This is a genomic window from Tepidicella xavieri, from assembly GCF_004363315.1.
In the GTDB taxonomy this organism is placed as follows: domain Bacteria; phylum Pseudomonadota; class Gammaproteobacteria; order Burkholderiales; family Burkholderiaceae_C; genus Tepidicella; species Tepidicella xavieri.
In genome coordinates this window covers 76,739-94,028 of record NZ_SNYL01000007.1, presented here as the reverse complement: position 1 = coordinate 94,028, position 17,290 = coordinate 76,739, and the positions used below count along the sequence as shown (strand labels likewise).

Annotated in this window: 16 protein-coding genes; all 16 read right to left on the bottom strand. The window is 65.6% G+C overall.

Annotation, left to right across the window (positions count from 1 at the left end; translation table 11 throughout):
- Positions 1-12: 12 nt before the first annotated feature.
- The 16 genes from hisB to DFR43_RS07405 all read right to left on the bottom strand — a co-directional run bounded on the left by hisB (position 13) and on the right by DFR43_RS07405 (position 17,200).
- Positions 13-615 carry an imidazoleglycerol-phosphate dehydratase HisB gene (gene hisB / locus DFR43_RS07480; protein ID WP_133597363.1) on the bottom strand — a complete coding sequence of 201 codons (603 nt, stop codon included), beginning with the start codon at positions 613-615 and terminating at the stop codon, positions 13-15.
- 28 nt (positions 616-643) lie between these two features.
- Positions 644-1,744, bottom strand: coding sequence for a histidinol-phosphate transaminase (gene hisC, locus DFR43_RS07475; protein WP_133597361.1), 1,101 nt, complete (start codon positions 1,742-1,744; stop codon positions 644-646).
- 8 nt (positions 1,745-1,752) lie between these two features.
- Positions 1,753-3,081 carry a histidinol dehydrogenase gene (gene hisD / locus DFR43_RS07470; RefSeq protein WP_133597238.1) on the bottom strand — a complete coding sequence of 443 codons (1,329 nt, stop codon included), beginning with the start codon at positions 3,079-3,081 and terminating at the stop codon, positions 1,753-1,755.
- The gene (gene hisG / locus DFR43_RS07465; RefSeq protein WP_133597236.1) at positions 3,078-3,776 is read right to left on the bottom strand and encodes an ATP phosphoribosyltransferase; all 699 of its coding nucleotides are present in this window, start codon (positions 3,774-3,776) and stop codon (positions 3,078-3,080) included. Before hisG ends, hisD begins: the two co-directional genes overlap by 4 nt.
- Entirely contained in the window at positions 3,773-5,047 is a 1,275-nt protein-coding gene (murA, locus tag DFR43_RS07460; RefSeq protein WP_133597233.1) for a UDP-N-acetylglucosamine 1-carboxyvinyltransferase, read from the bottom strand. The genes hisG and murA overlap by 4 nt, the downstream gene beginning before the upstream one ends.
- 7 nt (positions 5,048-5,054) lie before the next feature.
- Positions 5,055-5,294, bottom strand: coding sequence for a BolA family protein (locus DFR43_RS07455; RefSeq protein WP_133597231.1), 240 nt, complete (start codon positions 5,292-5,294; stop codon positions 5,055-5,057).
- A 12-nt stretch (positions 5,295-5,306) separates the two neighbouring features.
- The gene (locus tag DFR43_RS07450; RefSeq protein ID WP_133597229.1) at positions 5,307-6,062 is read right to left on the bottom strand and encodes an ABC transporter permease; all 756 of its coding nucleotides are present in this window, start codon (positions 6,060-6,062) and stop codon (positions 5,307-5,309) included.
- Positions 6,059-6,994, bottom strand: a complete 936-nt coding sequence (locus DFR43_RS07445; RefSeq protein WP_133597227.1) for an ABC transporter ATP-binding protein — start codon at positions 6,992-6,994, stop codon at positions 6,059-6,061. Before DFR43_RS07445 ends, DFR43_RS07450 begins: the two co-directional genes overlap by 4 nt.
- A gap of 12 nt (positions 6,995-7,006) precedes the next feature.
- On the bottom strand, positions 7,007-7,300 hold the full coding sequence (locus DFR43_RS07440) for an STAS domain-containing protein (RefSeq protein ID WP_133597224.1): 294 nt from the start codon (positions 7,298-7,300) through the stop codon (positions 7,007-7,009).
- A 10-nt stretch (positions 7,301-7,310) separates the two neighbouring features.
- Entirely contained in the window at positions 7,311-7,934 is a 624-nt protein-coding gene (locus DFR43_RS07435) for an MlaC/ttg2D family ABC transporter substrate-binding protein (protein WP_425471082.1), read from the bottom strand.
- Positions 7,935-8,051: 117 nt separating this feature from the next.
- Entirely contained in the window at positions 8,052-8,765 is a 714-nt protein-coding gene (locus DFR43_RS07430) for an MlaA family lipoprotein (protein WP_133597220.1), read from the bottom strand.
- Between the two features lie 37 nt (positions 8,766-8,802).
- Positions 8,803-9,282: an outer membrane lipid asymmetry maintenance protein MlaD gene (mlaD, locus tag DFR43_RS07425; RefSeq protein ID WP_133597218.1), complete on the bottom strand. Its 480-nt coding sequence runs from the start codon at positions 9,280-9,282 to the stop codon at positions 8,803-8,805.
- 14 nt (positions 9,283-9,296) lie between these two features.
- Positions 9,297-10,079, bottom strand: a complete 783-nt coding sequence (gene mlaE, locus DFR43_RS07420) for a lipid asymmetry maintenance ABC transporter permease subunit MlaE (protein ID WP_133597215.1) — start codon at positions 10,077-10,079, stop codon at positions 9,297-9,299.
- Positions 10,076-10,885, bottom strand: a complete 810-nt coding sequence (locus tag DFR43_RS07415; protein ID WP_133597213.1) for an ABC transporter ATP-binding protein — start codon at positions 10,883-10,885, stop codon at positions 10,076-10,078. Before DFR43_RS07415 ends, mlaE begins: the two co-directional genes overlap by 4 nt.
- Positions 10,886-10,948: 63 nt before the next feature.
- Positions 10,949-12,424 carry a glutamate synthase subunit beta gene (locus DFR43_RS07410; RefSeq protein ID WP_133597211.1) on the bottom strand — a complete coding sequence of 492 codons (1,476 nt, stop codon included), beginning with the start codon at positions 12,422-12,424 and terminating at the stop codon, positions 10,949-10,951.
- 30 nt (positions 12,425-12,454) lie between these two features.
- Positions 12,455-17,200 (bottom strand): glutamate synthase-related protein, encoded by a 4,746-nt coding sequence (locus tag DFR43_RS07405; RefSeq protein WP_133597209.1) that lies wholly within the window; start codon positions 17,198-17,200, stop codon positions 12,455-12,457.
- Positions 17,201-17,290: the final 90 nt, after the last annotated feature.

Genomic DNA, 17,290 nt, shown 5'->3' with positions numbered 1-17,290 from the left:
CGGCGAAAGGCATCACAGGGAACCTTTGGTGGAAGGGACCACATCACCCAGGCGCGGATCGCATTCGAGCGCGGAGCGCAGGGCGCGGGCAAAGGCCTTGAAGATCGTCTCGCACTGGTGGTGTGCGTTGACGCCCTTGAGGTTGTCGATGTGCAGCGTCACCCCGGCATGGTTGACGAGGCCCTGGAAGAACTCGTAGACCAGCTGGGTGTCGAGTTGCCCGATCATGGCGGCGGTGAAGCGCACCTCCATGTGCAGGCCCGGACGTCCGGAAAAATCCACCACCACGCGGCTGAGCGCCTCGTCCAGGGGCACATACGCGTGGCCGTAGCGACGGATGCCGCGCTTGTCGCCCACGGCCTGCGCCAACGCCTGGCCGAGGGTGATGCCGATGTCCTCCACGGTGTGGTGACCGTCGATGTGCAGGTCGCCATCGCAGTGCACCTCCAGGTCGATGAGCCCATGCCGAGCGATCTGGTCGAGCATGTGGTCGAGGAAACCGATGCCGGTGTGCAGACGCGATTGGCCGGTGCCGTCGAGGTTGAGGGCCACGCGGATCTGTGTCTCGGCGGTGCGGCGCTGCACGTCGGCGCGGCGCGGCGCGGCATGCGGCAAGGTGGCGGGCAATGATGAAGTCACGGCGTTACAGGGCTTGGCGCAGGGCGTGCAGCATCTGCGCGTTTTCGGCGGGCGTACCCACCGTCAGGCGCAAACAGCGCGCCAGCAATGGGTGCATTTTAGAAACATTCTTGACCAGCACGCCAGCCGCTTTCAGGGCGGCAAAGAGGCGGTCGGCATCGGGCACGCGTACCAGCACCATGTTGGCCTCGCTGGGAAAAGGCTGCACCCCGGGCAACTCGGCGAGCGCGGCGATGAGCCGGTCGCGCTCGGCCCGGATGTCGGCCGCCTGCGCGGCGAACACATCGGCATGCTCCAGCGCGAACAGGGCGCATTCGGCGTTGAGGGCGCTGACGTTGTAGGGTGGCCGCACCTTGTCGATCTCATGCACCAGCGCCTGGGCACCGATCAGGTAGCCGATTCGCACCCCGGCCAAGCCGAATTTGGAAAGGGTGCGCATGAGCAGGACGTGGGCATGGGCCTGGGGCTCGGCACGCATCTCGTCGAGCCACGTGCGGCTGGCAAACGGTTGATAGGCTTCGTCGATGACCACCAGCCCCCCCACCTCGGCGGCCGCCGCGATCAGGCGGCGCACGACGGCGGCGTCCCACAAATTCGCGGTCGGGTTGTTGGGGTAGGCCAGGTAGGTGATGGCCGGGCGGTGGAGCTGGAGCGCGGCGAGCATGGCCGGCTCGTCCAACTGGAAATCGGCCGTCAACGGCACGCCGTGAAACGCCAGCCCCTGCAACTGGGCGCTCATGGCATACATCACGAAGCCGGGCACTGGCGCCAGGATGGACGCGCCGGGCACGTCGCAAGCCATGGCCAACAGCGAAATGAGCTCGTCGGAGCCGTTGCCCAGCATCAGGGCGCAGCCGGGCGGCAAATCGACGTGGTGGGCCAGGGCCTGGCGCAAGTCGTCCACCCGAGGGCCGGGGTAGCGGTTGATGGCCACCCTGCCCAGCCGCTCACCCAAGGCGACCTGCAAGCCCGGGGGCAGGGTGTAAGGGTTTTCCATCGCGTCGAGCTTGATCATGCCGGCGGCATCCTGCACCGCGTAGGCGTGCATGCCCTGGACGTCGTGGCGGATGCGGTGGGCCAGCACATCGGCCAGAGCAGGAGTCATCCAGCCGGTCATGCGTCGCCCCTCATTTCAGCGGCCCGGGCATGGGCCTGCAAGCCCTCCCCGTGGGCCAGCACCGAGGCGATTTGCCCCAGCCGCCGTGCCCCCGCGGGACTGACTTCGATCAGGCTGCTGCGCTTTTGGAAGTCGTACACCCCCAGGGGGCTGGAAAACCGGGCGGTGCCGCTGGTGGGCAGCACATGGTTGGGGCCGGCGCAGTAGTCACCCAGACTTTCGCTGGTGTAGGCCCCCAGGAAAATGGCGCCCGCGTGCTTGAGCAGCGGCTCCCAACGGTGCGGCTCGCGGCTGGACACCTCCAGGTGCTCGGGCGCGATACGATTGCTGATGTCGCAGGCTTCTTCCATGCTGCGGGTGAGGATGAGCGCTCCCCGGCCGTTCAAGCTCTTGGCAATGATCTCGGCGCGCGGCATGGTGGGCAACAAGCGGTCGATGGCGGCCTGCACCTCGTCGAGGTAGGCCGCCTCCGGGCACAGCAGGATGCTCTGCGCCAGCTCGTCGTGCTCGGCTTGGGAAAACAGGTCCATGGCCACCCAGTCGGGCGGGGTGGAGCCGTCGGCCAGCACCAGGATTTCACTGGGGCCGGCAATCATGTCGATGCCCACCTGCCCGAAAACCCGCCGCTTGGCGCTGGCGACATAGGCGTTGCCGGGGCCGGTGATCTTATCCACCTTGGGCACGGTCTGGGTGCCGTAGGCCAGCGCCGCCACGGCCTGCGCCCCGCCAATGGTGAAGGCACGGCTGACGCCAGCGACGTAGGCAGCGGCCAGCACCAGGGGGTTTTTCTCGCCGCGCGGGGTGGGCACGACCATGACGATCTCACCGACCCCGGCCACGTGGGCCGGGATGGCGTTCATCAGCACGCTGCTGGGGTAGGCCGCCTTGCCACCGGGCACGTAGATGCCCACGCGGTCCAGCGGGGTGACTTTCTGGCCCAGCAGGGTGCCGTCCTCGTCGCGGTAGGTCCAGCTTTCGCCGCTGGCCTTTTTTTGTGCCTCGTGGTAGCGGCGTATCCGGTCGGCCGCCTGTTGCAAAGCATCGCGCTGCGCGGGAGGCAGGCCGTCGAACGCGGCTTTCAGTTCGGCCTGGGTCAGCTCCAGTTCGGTCAGGCTGGCGGCGCTCAGGCCATCGAAGCGTTGGGTGTACGCCAGCACGGCCGCATCGCCGCGGGCTTTCACATCGGCCAGGATGTCGGCCACCCGCTGCTCGATGGCGGCATCCGTCTCGGCCGACCAATGCAGGCGCTGGGCAAAGCGGGTTTCGAAGTCGGCCTCGGCCGTGCTCAAGCGCAGCGGCCGCGCGGACGCAACGGAAAGGCTCATGCGCTGGCTCCTTGTGGCTGGCTGGCGCGGGCAAAGGCATCCAAAATGGGGCGCAGGGCCTCGCGCTTGACTTTGAGGGCGCTCTGGTTGACGACCAGGCGAGACGAAATGTCCATGATGCGCTCGACTTCGACCAGGTGGTTGGCCTTGAGGGTGTTGCCGGTGGACACCAGGTCCACGATGGCATCGGCCAAGCCGGTGAGCGGGGCCAACTCCATGCTGCCGTAGAGCTTGATCAGGTCCACATGCACGCCTTTGCTGGCAAAAAACTCCCGCGCAATGGCCACGTACTTGGTGGCCACTTTCAGGCGCGCGCCCTGACGCACGGCGTGGGCGTAGTCGAAGTCGGCACGCACGGCCACGCTCATGCGGCATTTGGCGATACCCAAGTCCAGCGGCTGGTACAGCCCGACGTTGCCGGCCCCGCCCCACTCGGCTTCGTGCTCCAGCAGGGTGTCTTTGCCGCACACGCCCAGATCGGCGCCGCCGTACTGCACGTAGGTGGGCACGTCGGAGGCGCGCACCAGCACCACGCGCACGTCGGGCCGGTTGGTGGGCAGAATGAGCTTGCGGGATTTTTCCGGATCTTCCAGCACCTCGATGCCAGCGGCCGCCAGCAGGGGCAGGGTTTCCTCGAAGATGCGGCCTTTGGACAAGGCCAGGGTCAGGGCCTGGGGCTGAGGGCTGGCGCTCATGACAGCCTTTCAATGTCCGCGCCCAGGGCGCGCAGCTTCACTTCCATCTGGTCGTAACCACGGTCGAGGTGGTAGATCCGGTCCACCACGGTCTCGCCCTCAGCCACCAGGCCGGCAATCACCAAGCTGGCCGAAGCCCGGAGATCGGTGGCCATGACGGTCGCCCCCGACAGCCGCGGCACCCCTTCGACCAGCGCCACTCGGCCATCGATGTGGATTTTGGCCCCCAGCCGCTGCAACTCTTGCACGTGCATGAAGCGGTTTTCGAAGATGGTCTCGGTCACGCTGCTGGCCCCTTGCGCCACGCAGTTCAAGGCCATGAACTGCGCCTGCATGTCGGTCGGGAAGCCCGGGTATTCGGTGGTGCGAAAACTCTGCGCCTTGAGCTGGGCCGCCCCAGGCGAGGCCACACGGACCGCATCGCCCCGGACCTCGACCGCCACGCCAGCGTCACGCAGCTTGTCGATGACCGCATCCAGGTGATCGCCACGGGCGTGGCGCAACACGGCCTCGCCGCCCGTGGCCGCGACGGCGCACAGGAAGGTGCCGGCCTCGATCCGATCGGACACCACGGCATGGTCGCAGCCATCGAGCCGCTCCACCCCTTGGATGCGAATGCGGCTGCTGCCGTGGCCTTCGATGTTCGCGCCCATCTTGATGAGCATTTCCGCCAGATCGGTCACCTCCGGCTCTTGGGCGGCGTTTTCCAGAATGGTTTCGCCCTCGGCCAAGGTGGCCGCCATCAGCAGGTTTTCGGTGCCGGTGACGGTGATCATGTCGGTGGTGATGCGCGCGCCTTTGAGCCGCCGCTGCCCCTGCGGCAACCGAGCCACCATGTAGCCGTGCTCGACCACGATGTCGGCCCCCATGGCCTGCAAGCCCTTGATGTGCTGGTCCACCGGGCGCGAACCGATCGCGCAGCCACCGGGCAGCGACACCTTGGCCTGCCCGAAACGGGCCAACAGCGGCCCGAGCACCAGCACCGAAGCGCGCATGGTCTTGACCAGGTCGTAGGGTGCCAATGGCTCGATGGGCCCGGCGGCGTGCAGGGTCAAGCCACCACGCTCGCCGTGGGCCTGGGTTTGCACGCCCATGTTTTCGAGCAGCTTGCGCATGGTGGCCACGTCACGCAGGCGTGGCACGTTGCGCAGCATCACCGGCTGGTCGGTCAGCAGCGCGGCGCACAGCTCGGGCAAGGCGGCGTTCTTGGCGCCAGAGACGGTGATCTCACCGTGGAGGCGGCTTCCGCCGCGGATACGCAGTTGGTCCATGGCGCGTTCAGCGTTGGGCCGCCCATTCGGCGGGCGTGAGGGTTTTCATCGACAAGGCGTGCACTTCGTCGGTGTGGATGCGTTGCCCCAGCGTGGCATACACCATCTGATGGCGCTGGATGGCGCGCCGCCCTTCGAAGGCAGGCGAGACGATCAGCGCCGACCAGTGGCGCCCATCGCCCGAGACTTCGATGTGCTCACAGGGCAGGCCCGCGGCAATGAGGGATTGGAGTTCTTCAGCCGTCATGGGAGTGGGGGATCAATGCCGGATTTTGTAGCCCGTCTTGAGCAGGTGCAAGGCCAACCCGCCCACCGCCGCAAAAGCGGCGCCGACGATGCCCAGGCTCAGCCAGGGAGAGACGTCGCCCTGCCCGAAAAAGCCGTAGCGAAAACCGTCGATCATGTAGAAAAACGGGTTGAGGTGACTGACCTGCTGCCAGAAGCCAGGCAAGGAGTGAATGGAGTAGAACACGCCACTCAGAAAGGTGGCGGGCATGATGATGAAATTCTGAAACGCCGCCATCTGGTCGAACTTCTCGGCCCACAGGCCGGCAATCACACCCAAGGCACCCAGCAGGCCAGCACCCAGCACGGCAAACACCACGATCCACCACGGCGCCACGAAGCTCAAATCGGTGAACCAGACGGTGACCAGCAGCACACCCAAGCCCACGACCAGCCCCCGCACGATGGAAGAGCCCACATAGGCCACGAACCAGGCCCGGTGCGACAGCGGCGTGAGCAGGATGAACACCAGGTTGCCCATGACCTTGCTCTGGATGAGGCTGGAAGAACTGTTGGCGAAGGCATTTTGCAGCACGCTCATCATCACCAGCCCGGGCAGCAGGAAGGCGGTGTAGCTCACGCCTTCGTACACCTGCACATGCTCGTCCAGCACGTGGCCGAAGATCAGCAGATACAGAATGGCCGTCATCACCGGTGCCGCCACGGTCTGGAAGCCCACCTTCCAAAAGCGCAGCACCTCTTTGTAAAACAGGGTTTGCCAGCCGCTCATGCCAGCGCCTCCTGGGCGGGCGGCGTGGCGCCCTGTCCGGTCATCAGATCCAGGAACACATCTTCCAGATCGGCCTTGCTCACCTCGATGTCCTCTACCACCAGCCCGGCTTCACGCACCGCCGCCAGCAGCCGCTCGACCTCGGCGGCGTCGTGCACCGGCAACTGCACGAAGCGGCCCGTCACCCGCGCCTGGGCGGCCAGCGCCTCGGGCAAGGGGTTGTCGGTCTTGAAGCGCAGCACCTTGGCCGAGGCGCGCCTGAGAAGCTCGGAGGTTTTTTCCAAGGCAATGACCTGCCCTTGCTTGAGCATCGCAATGCGCCCGCACAGGGCTTCGGCTTCTTCCAGATAGTGGGTGGTCAGCAGCACCGTGCTGCCCTGCTTGTTGAGCTTGGAGACGAACTGCCACAGCGTCTGGCGCAGTTCCACGTCCACGCCGGCGGTCGGCTCGTCCAGCACGATCACCGGTGGCCGGTGCACCAGCGCCTGCGCCACCAGCACGCGCCGTTTCATCCCGCCCGAGAGCTGGCGCATGTTCGCGCCGGCCTTGTCGGCCAGCCCCAACCCGTCGAGCAATTCGTCGATCCAGTCGCCGTTGTCGCGAATGCCGAAGTAACCTGACTGGAAACGCAGGGCCTCCCGCACGGTGAAGAACGGGTCGAACACCAGTTCCTGGGGCACCACGCCCAGGCGCCGCCGGGCCTGGGCGTAATCGGCCTGCACATCGGCGCCATGCACCGACACACGCCCGCCACTGGCGCGCACCAAGCCGGCCAGGATGCTGATGAGCGTCGTCTTGCCCGCCCCGTTGGGACCCAGCAGCCCGAAGAACTCGCCCGGCTCGATGTCGAAGGTCACGCCCTTGAGGGCCTGAAATTCGCCGCGGGGCGTGATGTAGGTTTTGGAAACGTTTTGGAAGGAGACGGCGGACATGAGCCCGACATTTTACGCGGGCAACAGTTCACCCACACCGTACAGGGCGGCCAGCTCTTTGAGGCGATCCGGCATGCCCTGCACCTGCAGGCGCGCACCCTCCTGATGCGCCATCCGCCCCACCGCCAGCAAAGCGGCCAGCGCGGCCGAGTCGAAGCGCTGCAAGGCGCTCGCGTCCACCGGCCAGACCGGCTGGCCGCGCAGCGCCGACCCCACAGCCAGTGCCGCCCGGCATTGACGCACGTAGGCGTCCGCCTCCTCGTGGGTGAGGCGGGAAGGCAAAGGGGGCAGCGCGGCCGTGCTCATGTCAGCGCCATCAGGAGCGGCCCGTGCCGCGGTTGCGCTCGGCCAAGGCCGCGATCAGGCCGTCGATGCCGCGCGCGTTGATCTCTTGGGTGAACTGCCCGCGATAGGTTTCCACCAGCCAGATGCCCAACACATTGATGTCGAACACCTTCCAGCCGTTGGCGGTCTTTTCCATGCGGTAGTCGATCTGGACCGGATCGCCGCGCCCGCGCAGCTCGGAGCGTACCACCACTTCGGTGTCGCTCGGCTGGGCGCGCAGGGGCCGCACGGCCAGCGTCTGATCGGTCAGCTGCCCGAGGGCGCCGGCATACGTGCGCACCAGCAGGGTTTTGAACTCCTCTTGCAGACGCTGGCGCTGCTCGGGCGTGGCCTGACGCCAAAACCGGCCCACGGCCGAAGCGGTCATGCGGGTGAAATTGACGTGCGGCATGAGCTTGGTATCGACCAGCTCCATGATGCGCCCCATGTCACCGCCGCGCAAAGCGGCATCGGCCTTGACCAGATCGATGACCTGCCCGGCCACCCGCTCGATCAGGGCGTCAGGCGCTTCGATGGGCTGCGCCCACCCCGCTTGGGGCACGGCAGCGGCCAAGGCCCCCCAACCCAGCCAGGCAAGCCCCTGGCGGCGTGTCATGCGTCCAACAACAATGGGATTCATCGCGAATTTCCTTGCATTCATGTGCTGTTCATTGTGAACGGATGGGGCCCGCCGAGTTTCCTCGCGTTACCTCCGGTCACGTTTGTCACCGGCTCATTCGTCCAGGTCGTAGCGCTCCTCGGGCGGCTGGCCGCTGATTTGCGCCGCGCGGCGCTGCAGGTAGGCGTCGCGGGTGAAGGTGTAGCGGTCCAGCGCGACGCGGTCGAGCATGTCGGTCGCCGGCAACAGCACCACGCGGGTATCGGTGATACGCAGGGCATACAGTGAGTTGCGGGTAGGCACGTGGTCCACCCCTTGGGCGATGAGGTCACCCTGGCGGTCGAGCACCAGCCCCACCCCATCGCGCACCGATGAGGGCCCGAAAAACGGCAGCACCAGATAAGGCCCCGAGGGCACGCCCCAGCGCCCCAGCGTCTGCCCCATGTCGAGCGGGGTGCGTTCGATGCCCATCTCGGTGGCGATGTCCAGCACGCCGCCCAAGCCGAAGAAGGTGTTGACGTTGAAGCGCATGAAGTTCTCGGCCGCCTGCTGAGGACGGGCCTGCAGCACCGCGTTGACGAAGGACCAGAAGTCCCGCAGGTTGCCAAAGAAGTTGTTCACCCCGGTGCGGATGGGCGACGGCACGGTGTCGCGGTAAGCGACGGCCACCGGACGAACCACGGCCTGATCCAGCCCGTCGTTGAAACGCATCACGCGGCGGTTGAGCGGCTCCAGCGGGTCTTGTGGATGGGCATGGGGCCCGGTGGCGCAGCCGCCCAACAGCAGCAACGCCAGCAAGCCTGCGCCCAGACGGGTTCTTGCCTTCATGGTGTATTCCCTTCACTCCCTGTCGATGGTTGACGCTTCATTCCTGTGCCGCTCCCCCGGCGGCATCGGCCGCCCGGTTGAACAGAAACTGGCCAATCAGGTTCTCCAACACCACGGCCGACTGGGTGAGCGTGATCACATCCCCGGGGGCCAGGTTTTCATCCGACCCGCCAGGCTCGATGCCGATGTACTGCTCACCCAGCAACCCGCTGGTCAGAATCTTGAACGAACTGTCTTTCGGGAAAGCATAGCGCGATTCCAGCGCCAGCACCACGTCGGCCTGAAAGGTCTGGTCGTTGAAGCGGATGGACTCGACCCGGCCCACCAGCACGCCAGCGCTGCGCACGGCGGCGCGCGGCTTGAGTCCGCCAATGTTGTCGAAGCGGGCCGTGACCTGATAGGTCTTCTGAAAACTCAGGTTCAGCAGATTGGCCGCCTGCAACGACAGAAACAGCAGCGCCAGCGCGCCCAGCAGCACGAAAAGGCCGACCCACACATCCTTGACCGAGCGTTGCATGCTCACTCTCCTGCTCAAATACCGAACATCAGCGCCGTCAGGACGAAGTCCAAGCCCAGCACCGACAGCGACGCCATCACCACCGTGCGGGTGGTGGCACGCGACACCCCTTCGGGCGTGGGCGTGGCCACATAGCCCTGCAGCAAGGCCACGAAGGTCACGGTCACGCCAAACACCAGACTCTTGACGACGCTGTTGCCAATGTCGCTCCACACATCCACGCCGGCTTGCATCTGGCTCCAGAAAGCGCCGCCATCGACGCCAAGCAAAGGCACGCTGACGATCCAGCCGCCGATGATGCCCACGGCGCTGAAGACGGCCGTGAGCACGGGCAACACGATCACGCCGGCCCAGAAGCGTGGCGCCAGGATGCGCTCGACCGGGTCCACGGCCATCATCTCCATGGCGCTGAGCTGTTCGCCCGCCTTCATGAGGCCGATTTCGGCCGTCAGCGATGTGCCGGCCCGGCCCGCGAAGAGGAGCGCGCCAATCACCGGCCCCAACTCACGCACCAGGCTCAGCGCCACCAGCAGCCCTAGGGCCTCGGTGGAGCCAAAACGCTGTAAGGTGTAATACCCCTGCAGGGCCAGCACAAACCCCACGAACAGGCCGGACACCCCGATGATGGCCAGCGAATAATTGCCCAGAAAATGGATTTGCTCGCGCACGAGGGCAAATCGGCGCAGCGCCGCCCCCAGCAGCCAGAACAGGCGCACGAACAACCGGGCGCCATAGCCGATATTGGCCAGCCACACCCGCACGGCAAAGCCGATTTCCGACAGTCCGGCACGGCTCATGGGCGTCCTCCGAGGCCATAGTCGTCGGCCGCGCTGGCGGCCGGGTAATGGAAATGCACCGGCCCTTCGGGCTCGGCGTGGACGAACTGGTGCACCAGCGGATCGGTGCTGTGGCGCACCGCTTCGGGCGTGCCCTGGGCGGCGATGCGGCCATTGGCCAGCACGACCACATGGTCGGCGATGGCAAAGGTTTCGTCCAGATCGTGCGAGACGACCAGGCTGGTCAAGCCCATGGCGTCATTGAGGCGGCGGATCAACCGCGCCGCGGTGCCCAGCGAAATCGGGTCCAGGCCGGCAAACGGCTCGTCATACATCACCAGTTCCGGGTCCAGGGCGATGGCTCGGGCCAGCGCCACGCGCCGGCTCATGCCGCCGGAAATTTCAGAGGGCATCAGATCGCGGGCCCCGCGCAGTCCCACGGCGTCGAGCTTCATGAGCACGATGTCGCGGATCAACGCTTCGCTCAGGCGCGTGTGCTCGCGCAACGGAAAAGCCACGTTGTCGAACACGTTCAGATCGGTGAACAGGGCGCCGAATTGGAACAACATGCCCATGCGCCGGCGCATCGCGTACAGGGCCTGGGGGCTCATGCGGCCCACGTCCTGGCCATCGAACAGCACCTCGCCGGCTTGCGCCCGCTGTTGCCCCCCGATCAGGCGCAGCACCGTGGTCTTCCCGCCCCCAGAAGCCCCCATGAGGGCCGTGACCTTGCCGCGCGGCACGGCCAGCGACAGGCCATCCAGAATGGGCCGGTCGCCGTAGCCAAAGGTGACGTCACGCAGTTCGACGAGAGGGTCCAAAGCCATGCAGTATCAGAAAAAGCAAAGGCCACTGAAACGGCCTTGCGAATGATAAGGGATAACCCCGGATCAACGCGGCAGGTCGGAAAAGCCCATCAGGAACTCATCGACGGCACGCGCGGCTTGACGACCTTCGCGGATGGCCCACACCACCAGCGATTGGCCGCGGCGCATGTCGCCAGCGGCAAACACCTTGGGCACGTTGGTGGCGTAACCGCCGATGAAGTCCGTCGTGGCCTTGGCATTGCCGCGGGCGTCTTTCTCCACGCCGAAGGCTTCCAGCACGGTGGGCACCGGGTTGGTAAAGCCCATGGCCAGCAACACCAGGTCGGCTTTCCACTCTTTTTCGGTGCCGGGGATTTCCACCAGCTTGCCGTCTTTGAACTCGACCTGGACCGTCTTGAGGCCCGTGACTTTGCCTTTGTGGCCGATGAATGCCTTGGTGGAGATGGCGAACTCCCGTTGGCAGCCTTCCTCGTGGCTGGAGGAGGTGCGCAGCTTGATGGGCCAGTAGGGCCAGGTCAGGGCCTTGTTTTCCTGCGCCGGGGGCATGGGCATCACCTCGAACTGGGTGACGCTGGCCGCACCGTGCCGGTTGGACGTGCCCACGCAGTCGCTGCCGGTATCGCCACCGCCGATGACGATGACGTGCTTGCCATCGGCACGGATCTGCTTCTTGATCTTGTCGCCGGCGTTGACCTTGTTTTGCTGCGGCAGGAATTCCATCGCGAAGTGGATGCCGTCGAGCTCGCGGCCAGGCACGGGCAGGTCGCGGCTTTGTTCGGCGCCACCGGCGAGCAACACGGCGTCGAACTCGGCGAGCAATTGCTCGGGGCTGACCGTCTCTTTGGCATCGTTCGTCACCTTGGCGGCCGGCCCTTCGCTGGGCAGCGCGCCCACCATCACCCCGGTGCGGAACGTGACGCCTTCGGCCTGCATCTGCTCGACGCGGCGGTCGATCAGCCACTTCTCCATTTTGAAATCAGGGATGCCGTAGCGCAACAGGCCGCCGATGCGGTTGTTCTTCTCGAACACCGTCACGTCGTGGCCGGCGCGGGCCAGCTGCTGGGCCGCCGCCAACCCCGCCGGCCCAGAGCCGACGATGGCCACCCGCTTGCCCGTCTTGATGCGGGCCGGTTGCGGCCGCACCCAGCCTTCGGCCCAGGCTTTGTCGATGATGGCATGCTCGATGGACTTGATGCCCACCGGGTCGTCATTGACATTGAGGGTGCAGGCCGCCTCGCAAGGCGCAGGGCAAATGCGCCCGGTGAACTCCGGGAAATTGTTGGTGCTGTGCAGCACCGCGATGGCGCTTTCCCAATCCTGACGATAAACCAGGTCGTTGAAGTCGGGGATGATGTTGTTGATGGGGCAGCCGTTGTTGCAGAACGGCGTGCCGCAATCCATGCAGCGCGCGCCCTGGATCTTGGCCTGCTCGTCGGTCAGGCCCACCACGAATTCTTTGTAATGCTTGACGCGCTCTTCGACCGGGCGGTAGCCCTCTTCGAGGCGCTCGTATTCCATGAAGCCAGTGATCTTGCCCATGATTGCTGTCCTTGTGCGTGATGAGGGTTGTCAGACCGTGGCGGCGACCTGCTGGGCGGCTGCCGTGGACTTGGCGTGCAGTTCGGCCAGCGCGCGCTTGTATTCGGTCGGGAACACCTTGACGAAGCGGCCGCGCGTCTGCGCCCAGTTGTCCAGAATCTCACGGGCCTTGGCCGAGCCGGTCCAGCGGTTGTGATCCTCCAGCAGCTTGCGCAGTTGGGCTTCGTCGGTCTGGCCGCGGTGCCAGATGGCGCGATCGACCGTGGCCTCCTGCTCGGCGCTGCTCATGACGCGCTCCAGGCTCACCATCGCCGTGTTGCAGCGCTTGGCAAACTGCCCGTCTTCGTCGTACACGTAGGCGATGCCGCCGCTCATGCCCGCGGCGAAGTTGCGCCCCGTCGGCCCCAGCACCACCACGGTGCCGCCGGTCATGTATTCACAGCCGTGGTCGCCCGTGCCTTCCACCACCGCGGTCGCCCCCGACAGGCGCACCGCGAAGCGCTCGCCCGCCACGCCCCGGAAGAAGGCTTCGCCCCGGGTGGCGCCGTACAGCACGGTGTTGCCCACGATGATGTTCTTGGCCGCATCGCCACGGAACTCGATGCTCGGACGCACCACCACCCGGCCACCCGACAGGCCCTTGCCGGTGTAGTCGTTGGCGTCCCCGATCAGATACAGGGTGATGCCCTGGCACAGGAAGGCCCCGAAGGATTGGCCGCCCGTGCCTTCGAGCTGGATGCGAATGGTGTCGTCGGGCAGCCCCTCGGGATGATGGCGCGTGACCTCACCCGACAACATGGCCCCGACGGTGCGGTTGACGTTGCGGGCTGCCTCCATGAAGCTGACCTTCTCGCCCTTGTCGATGGCGGGGCGCGACTTCTCGATGAGCTTGACATCCAGCGCCTTGGACAAACCGTGGTCCTGCGCCTCCACATGCCGGCGCGGCACATCGGCCGGCACTTCGGGCTGGTAGAACAGGCGGCTGAAGTCCAGCCCCTTGGCCTTCCAGTGGGCGATGCCCTTGCGCATGTCCAGCAGGTCGGTGCGGCCAATCAGGTCATCGAACTTGCGGATACCCAGCTGCGCCATGATCTGACGCACCTCTTCGGCCACGAAGAAGAAGTAGTTGACCACGTGCTCGGGCTTGCCGGCAAACTTCTTGCGCAGCACCGGGTCCTGCGTGGCCACGCCCACCGGGCAGGTGTTGAGGTGGCACTTGCGCATCATGATGCAGCCCTCGACCACCAGCGGCGCGGTGGCAAAGCCGAACTCATCGGCGCCCAGCAAGGCGCCGATGACGACGTCGCGGCCGGTCTTCATCTGGCCGTCGGCCTGCACACGGATGCGCCCACGCAGGCGGTTGAGCACCAGCGTCTGCTGCGTCTCGGCCAGGCCGATTTCCCACGGGCTGCCGGCGTGCTTGATCGACGACCAGGGCGAGGCGCCCGTGCCGCCATCATGGCCGGCGATGACGACATGGTCGGCCTTGGCCTTGGCCACGCCGGCCGCAATCGTGCCCACGCCCACTTCAGACACCAGCTTGACCGAAATGTCGGCACGCGGGTTGACGTTCTTCAGGTCGTGGATCAGTTGCGCCAAGTCCTCGATGGAGTAGATGTCGTGGTGCGGCGGCGGGGAAATCAGCCCCACGCCCGGCACCGAGTAGCGCAGGAAGCCGATGTATTCGGACACCTTGCCGCCGGGCAACTGGCCGCCTTCGCCGGGCTTGGCGCCCTGGGCCATCTTGATCTGGATCTGGTCGGCACTGACCAGGTACTCGGCCGTCACCCCAAAGCGGCCCGAGGCCACCTGCTTGATGCGCGAGCGCAGGCTGTCGCCCGCCTGCAGCGGAATGTCGGCCTCGACCTTGTCTGGGCCAAGGATGGAGGCCAGCGATTCGCCCTGCTGGATGGGAATGCCCTTGAGCTCGTTGCGGTAGCGCGCCGGGTCCTCGCCGCCTTCGCCGGTGTTGCTCTTGCCGCCGATGCGGTTCATCGCCACGGCCAGCGTGGCGTGCGCCTCGGTGCTGATCGAGCCCAGCGACATGGCGCCGGTGGCAAAGCGCTTGACGATCTCGCTGGCCGGCTCCACCTCCTCCACGGGAATGGCCTTGGCCGGGTCCACCTTGAACTCGAACAGGCCACGCAGCGTCATGTGGCGGCGCGTCTGGTCGTTGATGATCTGGGCGTATTCCTTGTAGGTGTTGAAGCTGTTGGCGCGGGTGGAGTGTTGCAGCTTGGCAATCGCATCGGGCGTCCACATGTGTTCTTCGCCGCGGGCGCGCCAGGCGTATTCGCCGCCCACGTCGAGCATGTGGGCCAGCACCGGGTCGTTGCCAAAGGCGGCCTTGTGCATGCGGATGGCTTCCTCGGCGATCTCGAACACGCCGATGCCCTCGACCCGGCTGGGCGTGCCGGTGAAGTACTTTTCCACCACCTCGCTGTTGAGGCCGATGGCCTCGAACAGCTGGGCGCCGCAGTACGACATGTAGGTGCTCACGCCCATCTTGGACATGATCTTGGACAGCCCCTTGCCTATGGCCTTGATGTAGTTGTAGATGGCTTTGTCGGCGCTCAAGTCGCCGGGCAAGTCCTTGTGGATGGCTCGCAGCGTATCCAGCGCCAGCCAGGGGTGAACGGCCTCGGCCCCATAGCCGGCGAGCACCGCGAAGTGATGCACCTCACGGGCCGACCCCGTCTCCACCACCAGCCCGGCCGTGGTGCGCAGCCCCTCCCGCACCAGGAACTGGTGCAAGGCCGACAAGGCCAGCAAAGCCGGGATGGCCACGCGCTCGGCATTGACGCCGCGGTCGCTCAGGATGAGGATGTTGCAACCGCTCTTGATGGCATCGACCGCTTCGGCGCACAACGAGGCCAGCTGCGCCTCCACCCCTTCCTTGCCCCAGTGGACCGGATAGGTGATGTCCAACGTCACGCTCTTGAATTTGCCGTGCGTGTGCTTTTCGATCTCGCGCAGCTTGGCCATGTCGGCGTGGTTGAGCACCGGCTGGCTCACTTCCAGCCGCATGGGCGGGTTCACCTGGTTGATGTCGAGCAGGTTGGGCTTTGGCCCGATGAAGGACACCAACGACATCACAATAGCCTCGCGGATCGGGTCGATCGGCGGGTTGGTCACCTGGGCGAACAACTGCTTGAAATAGTTGTACAGCGGCTTGTTTTTGTCGGACAGCACGGCCAACGGGCTGTCGTTGCCCATGGAGCCCACCCCCTCCTCGCCGTGCTGGGCCATCGGCGCCATGAGGAACTTGATGTCTTCCTGCGTCATGCCAAAGGCCTGCTGCAAATCCAGCAACGAGCCATCCACATGCTCCATGGCGGCATGGGTGGACTCTTCGGTCAGCACCTGTTTGCCATCGGCCTCGCCGGCCACCGGTTGGGTCACGTCGTCCAGCCGGATGCGCAGGCCCTCGATCCATTGCTTGTAGGGCTTGGAATTGGCGATGTTGGCCTTGAGTTCCTCGTCGTCGATCATGCGGCCCTGTTCCAGGTCGATGAGGAACATCTTGCCCGGTTGCAGGCGCCACTTGCGCACGATTTTGCTCTCGGGCACAGGCAGCACGCCCGACTCGGAGCCCATGATGACGAAGTCATCGTCGGTCACGCAATAGCGCGAAGGCCGCAGGCCGTTGCGGTCCAGCGTGGCGCCGATCTGCCGCCCGTCGGTGAACACGATGGAGGCCGGGCCGTCCCACGGCTCCAGCATCGCGGCATGGTACTCGTAAAAGGCCTTGCGCCGCTCGTCCATCAGCGTGTGCTGCTCCCACGGTTCGGGGATCATCATCATCACCGCCTGGCTGATGGGGTAGCCCGCCATGGTCAGCAGTTCGAGGCAGTTGTCGAAGGTCGCGGTGTCGGACTGGCCCGCGAAGCTGATCGGATAGAGCTTCTTCAGGTCCTCGCCCAGCACCGGCGAAGACATCACCCCCTCGCGCGCCTTCATCCAGTTGTAGTTGCCCTTGACGGTGTTGATTTCGCCGTTGTGGGCCACATAGCGATAGGGGTGGGCCAGCGGCCACTCGGGGAAAGTGTTGGTGGAGAAGCGCTGATGCACCAGCCCCAACGCCGACACGCAGCGAGCGTCTTGCAAGTCGAGGAAATACTCGCCCACCTGATTGGCCAGCAACAGCCCTTTGTACACCACCGTGCGGCTGCTCATGCTGGGCACGTAGTACTCTTTGCTGTGCGTCAGCTTCAGGCGCTGAATGGCCGCGCTGGCCGTCTTGCGGATCACATACAGCTTGCGCTCCAGCGCATCCTGCACGATCACATCCGTCCCGCGGCCGATGAACACCTGGCGAATGATGGGCTCGGTCTTGCGCACCGTGGGGGACATGGGCATGTCCTTGTTCACCGGCACGTCGCGCCAGCCCAACAGCACCTGCCCCTCGGCCTTGATGGCGCGCTCCATTTCCTGCTCGCAGGCCAAGCGGCTGGCGTGCTCCTTGGGCAGGAAGATCATGCCCACGCCATATTCCCCCGGCGGCGGCAGCGTCACGCCTTGCTTGGCCATCTCCTCGCGGTAGAGCTGGTCCGGGATCTGGATCAGGATGCCGGCGCCGTCGCCCATGAGCGGATCGGCCCCGACGGCGCCGCGGTGGTCGAGATTTTCCAGGATCTTGAGCGCCTGCGTCACGATGGCGTGACTCTTGTGCCCTTTGATGTGGGCCACGAAGCCGACGCCACACGCGTCATGCTCCTGGGCCGCGTCATACAGACCATGCTGCTGCAACTGCACGATTTCGTTGGACTGGGTCACGCCAAACTCCTGAGACACAAAACAATGGCCTAGAGCATAGTGCAATGCAGCAAGTGCGCCAAGAAAAATAAATGGGGTCAGATCCTAATT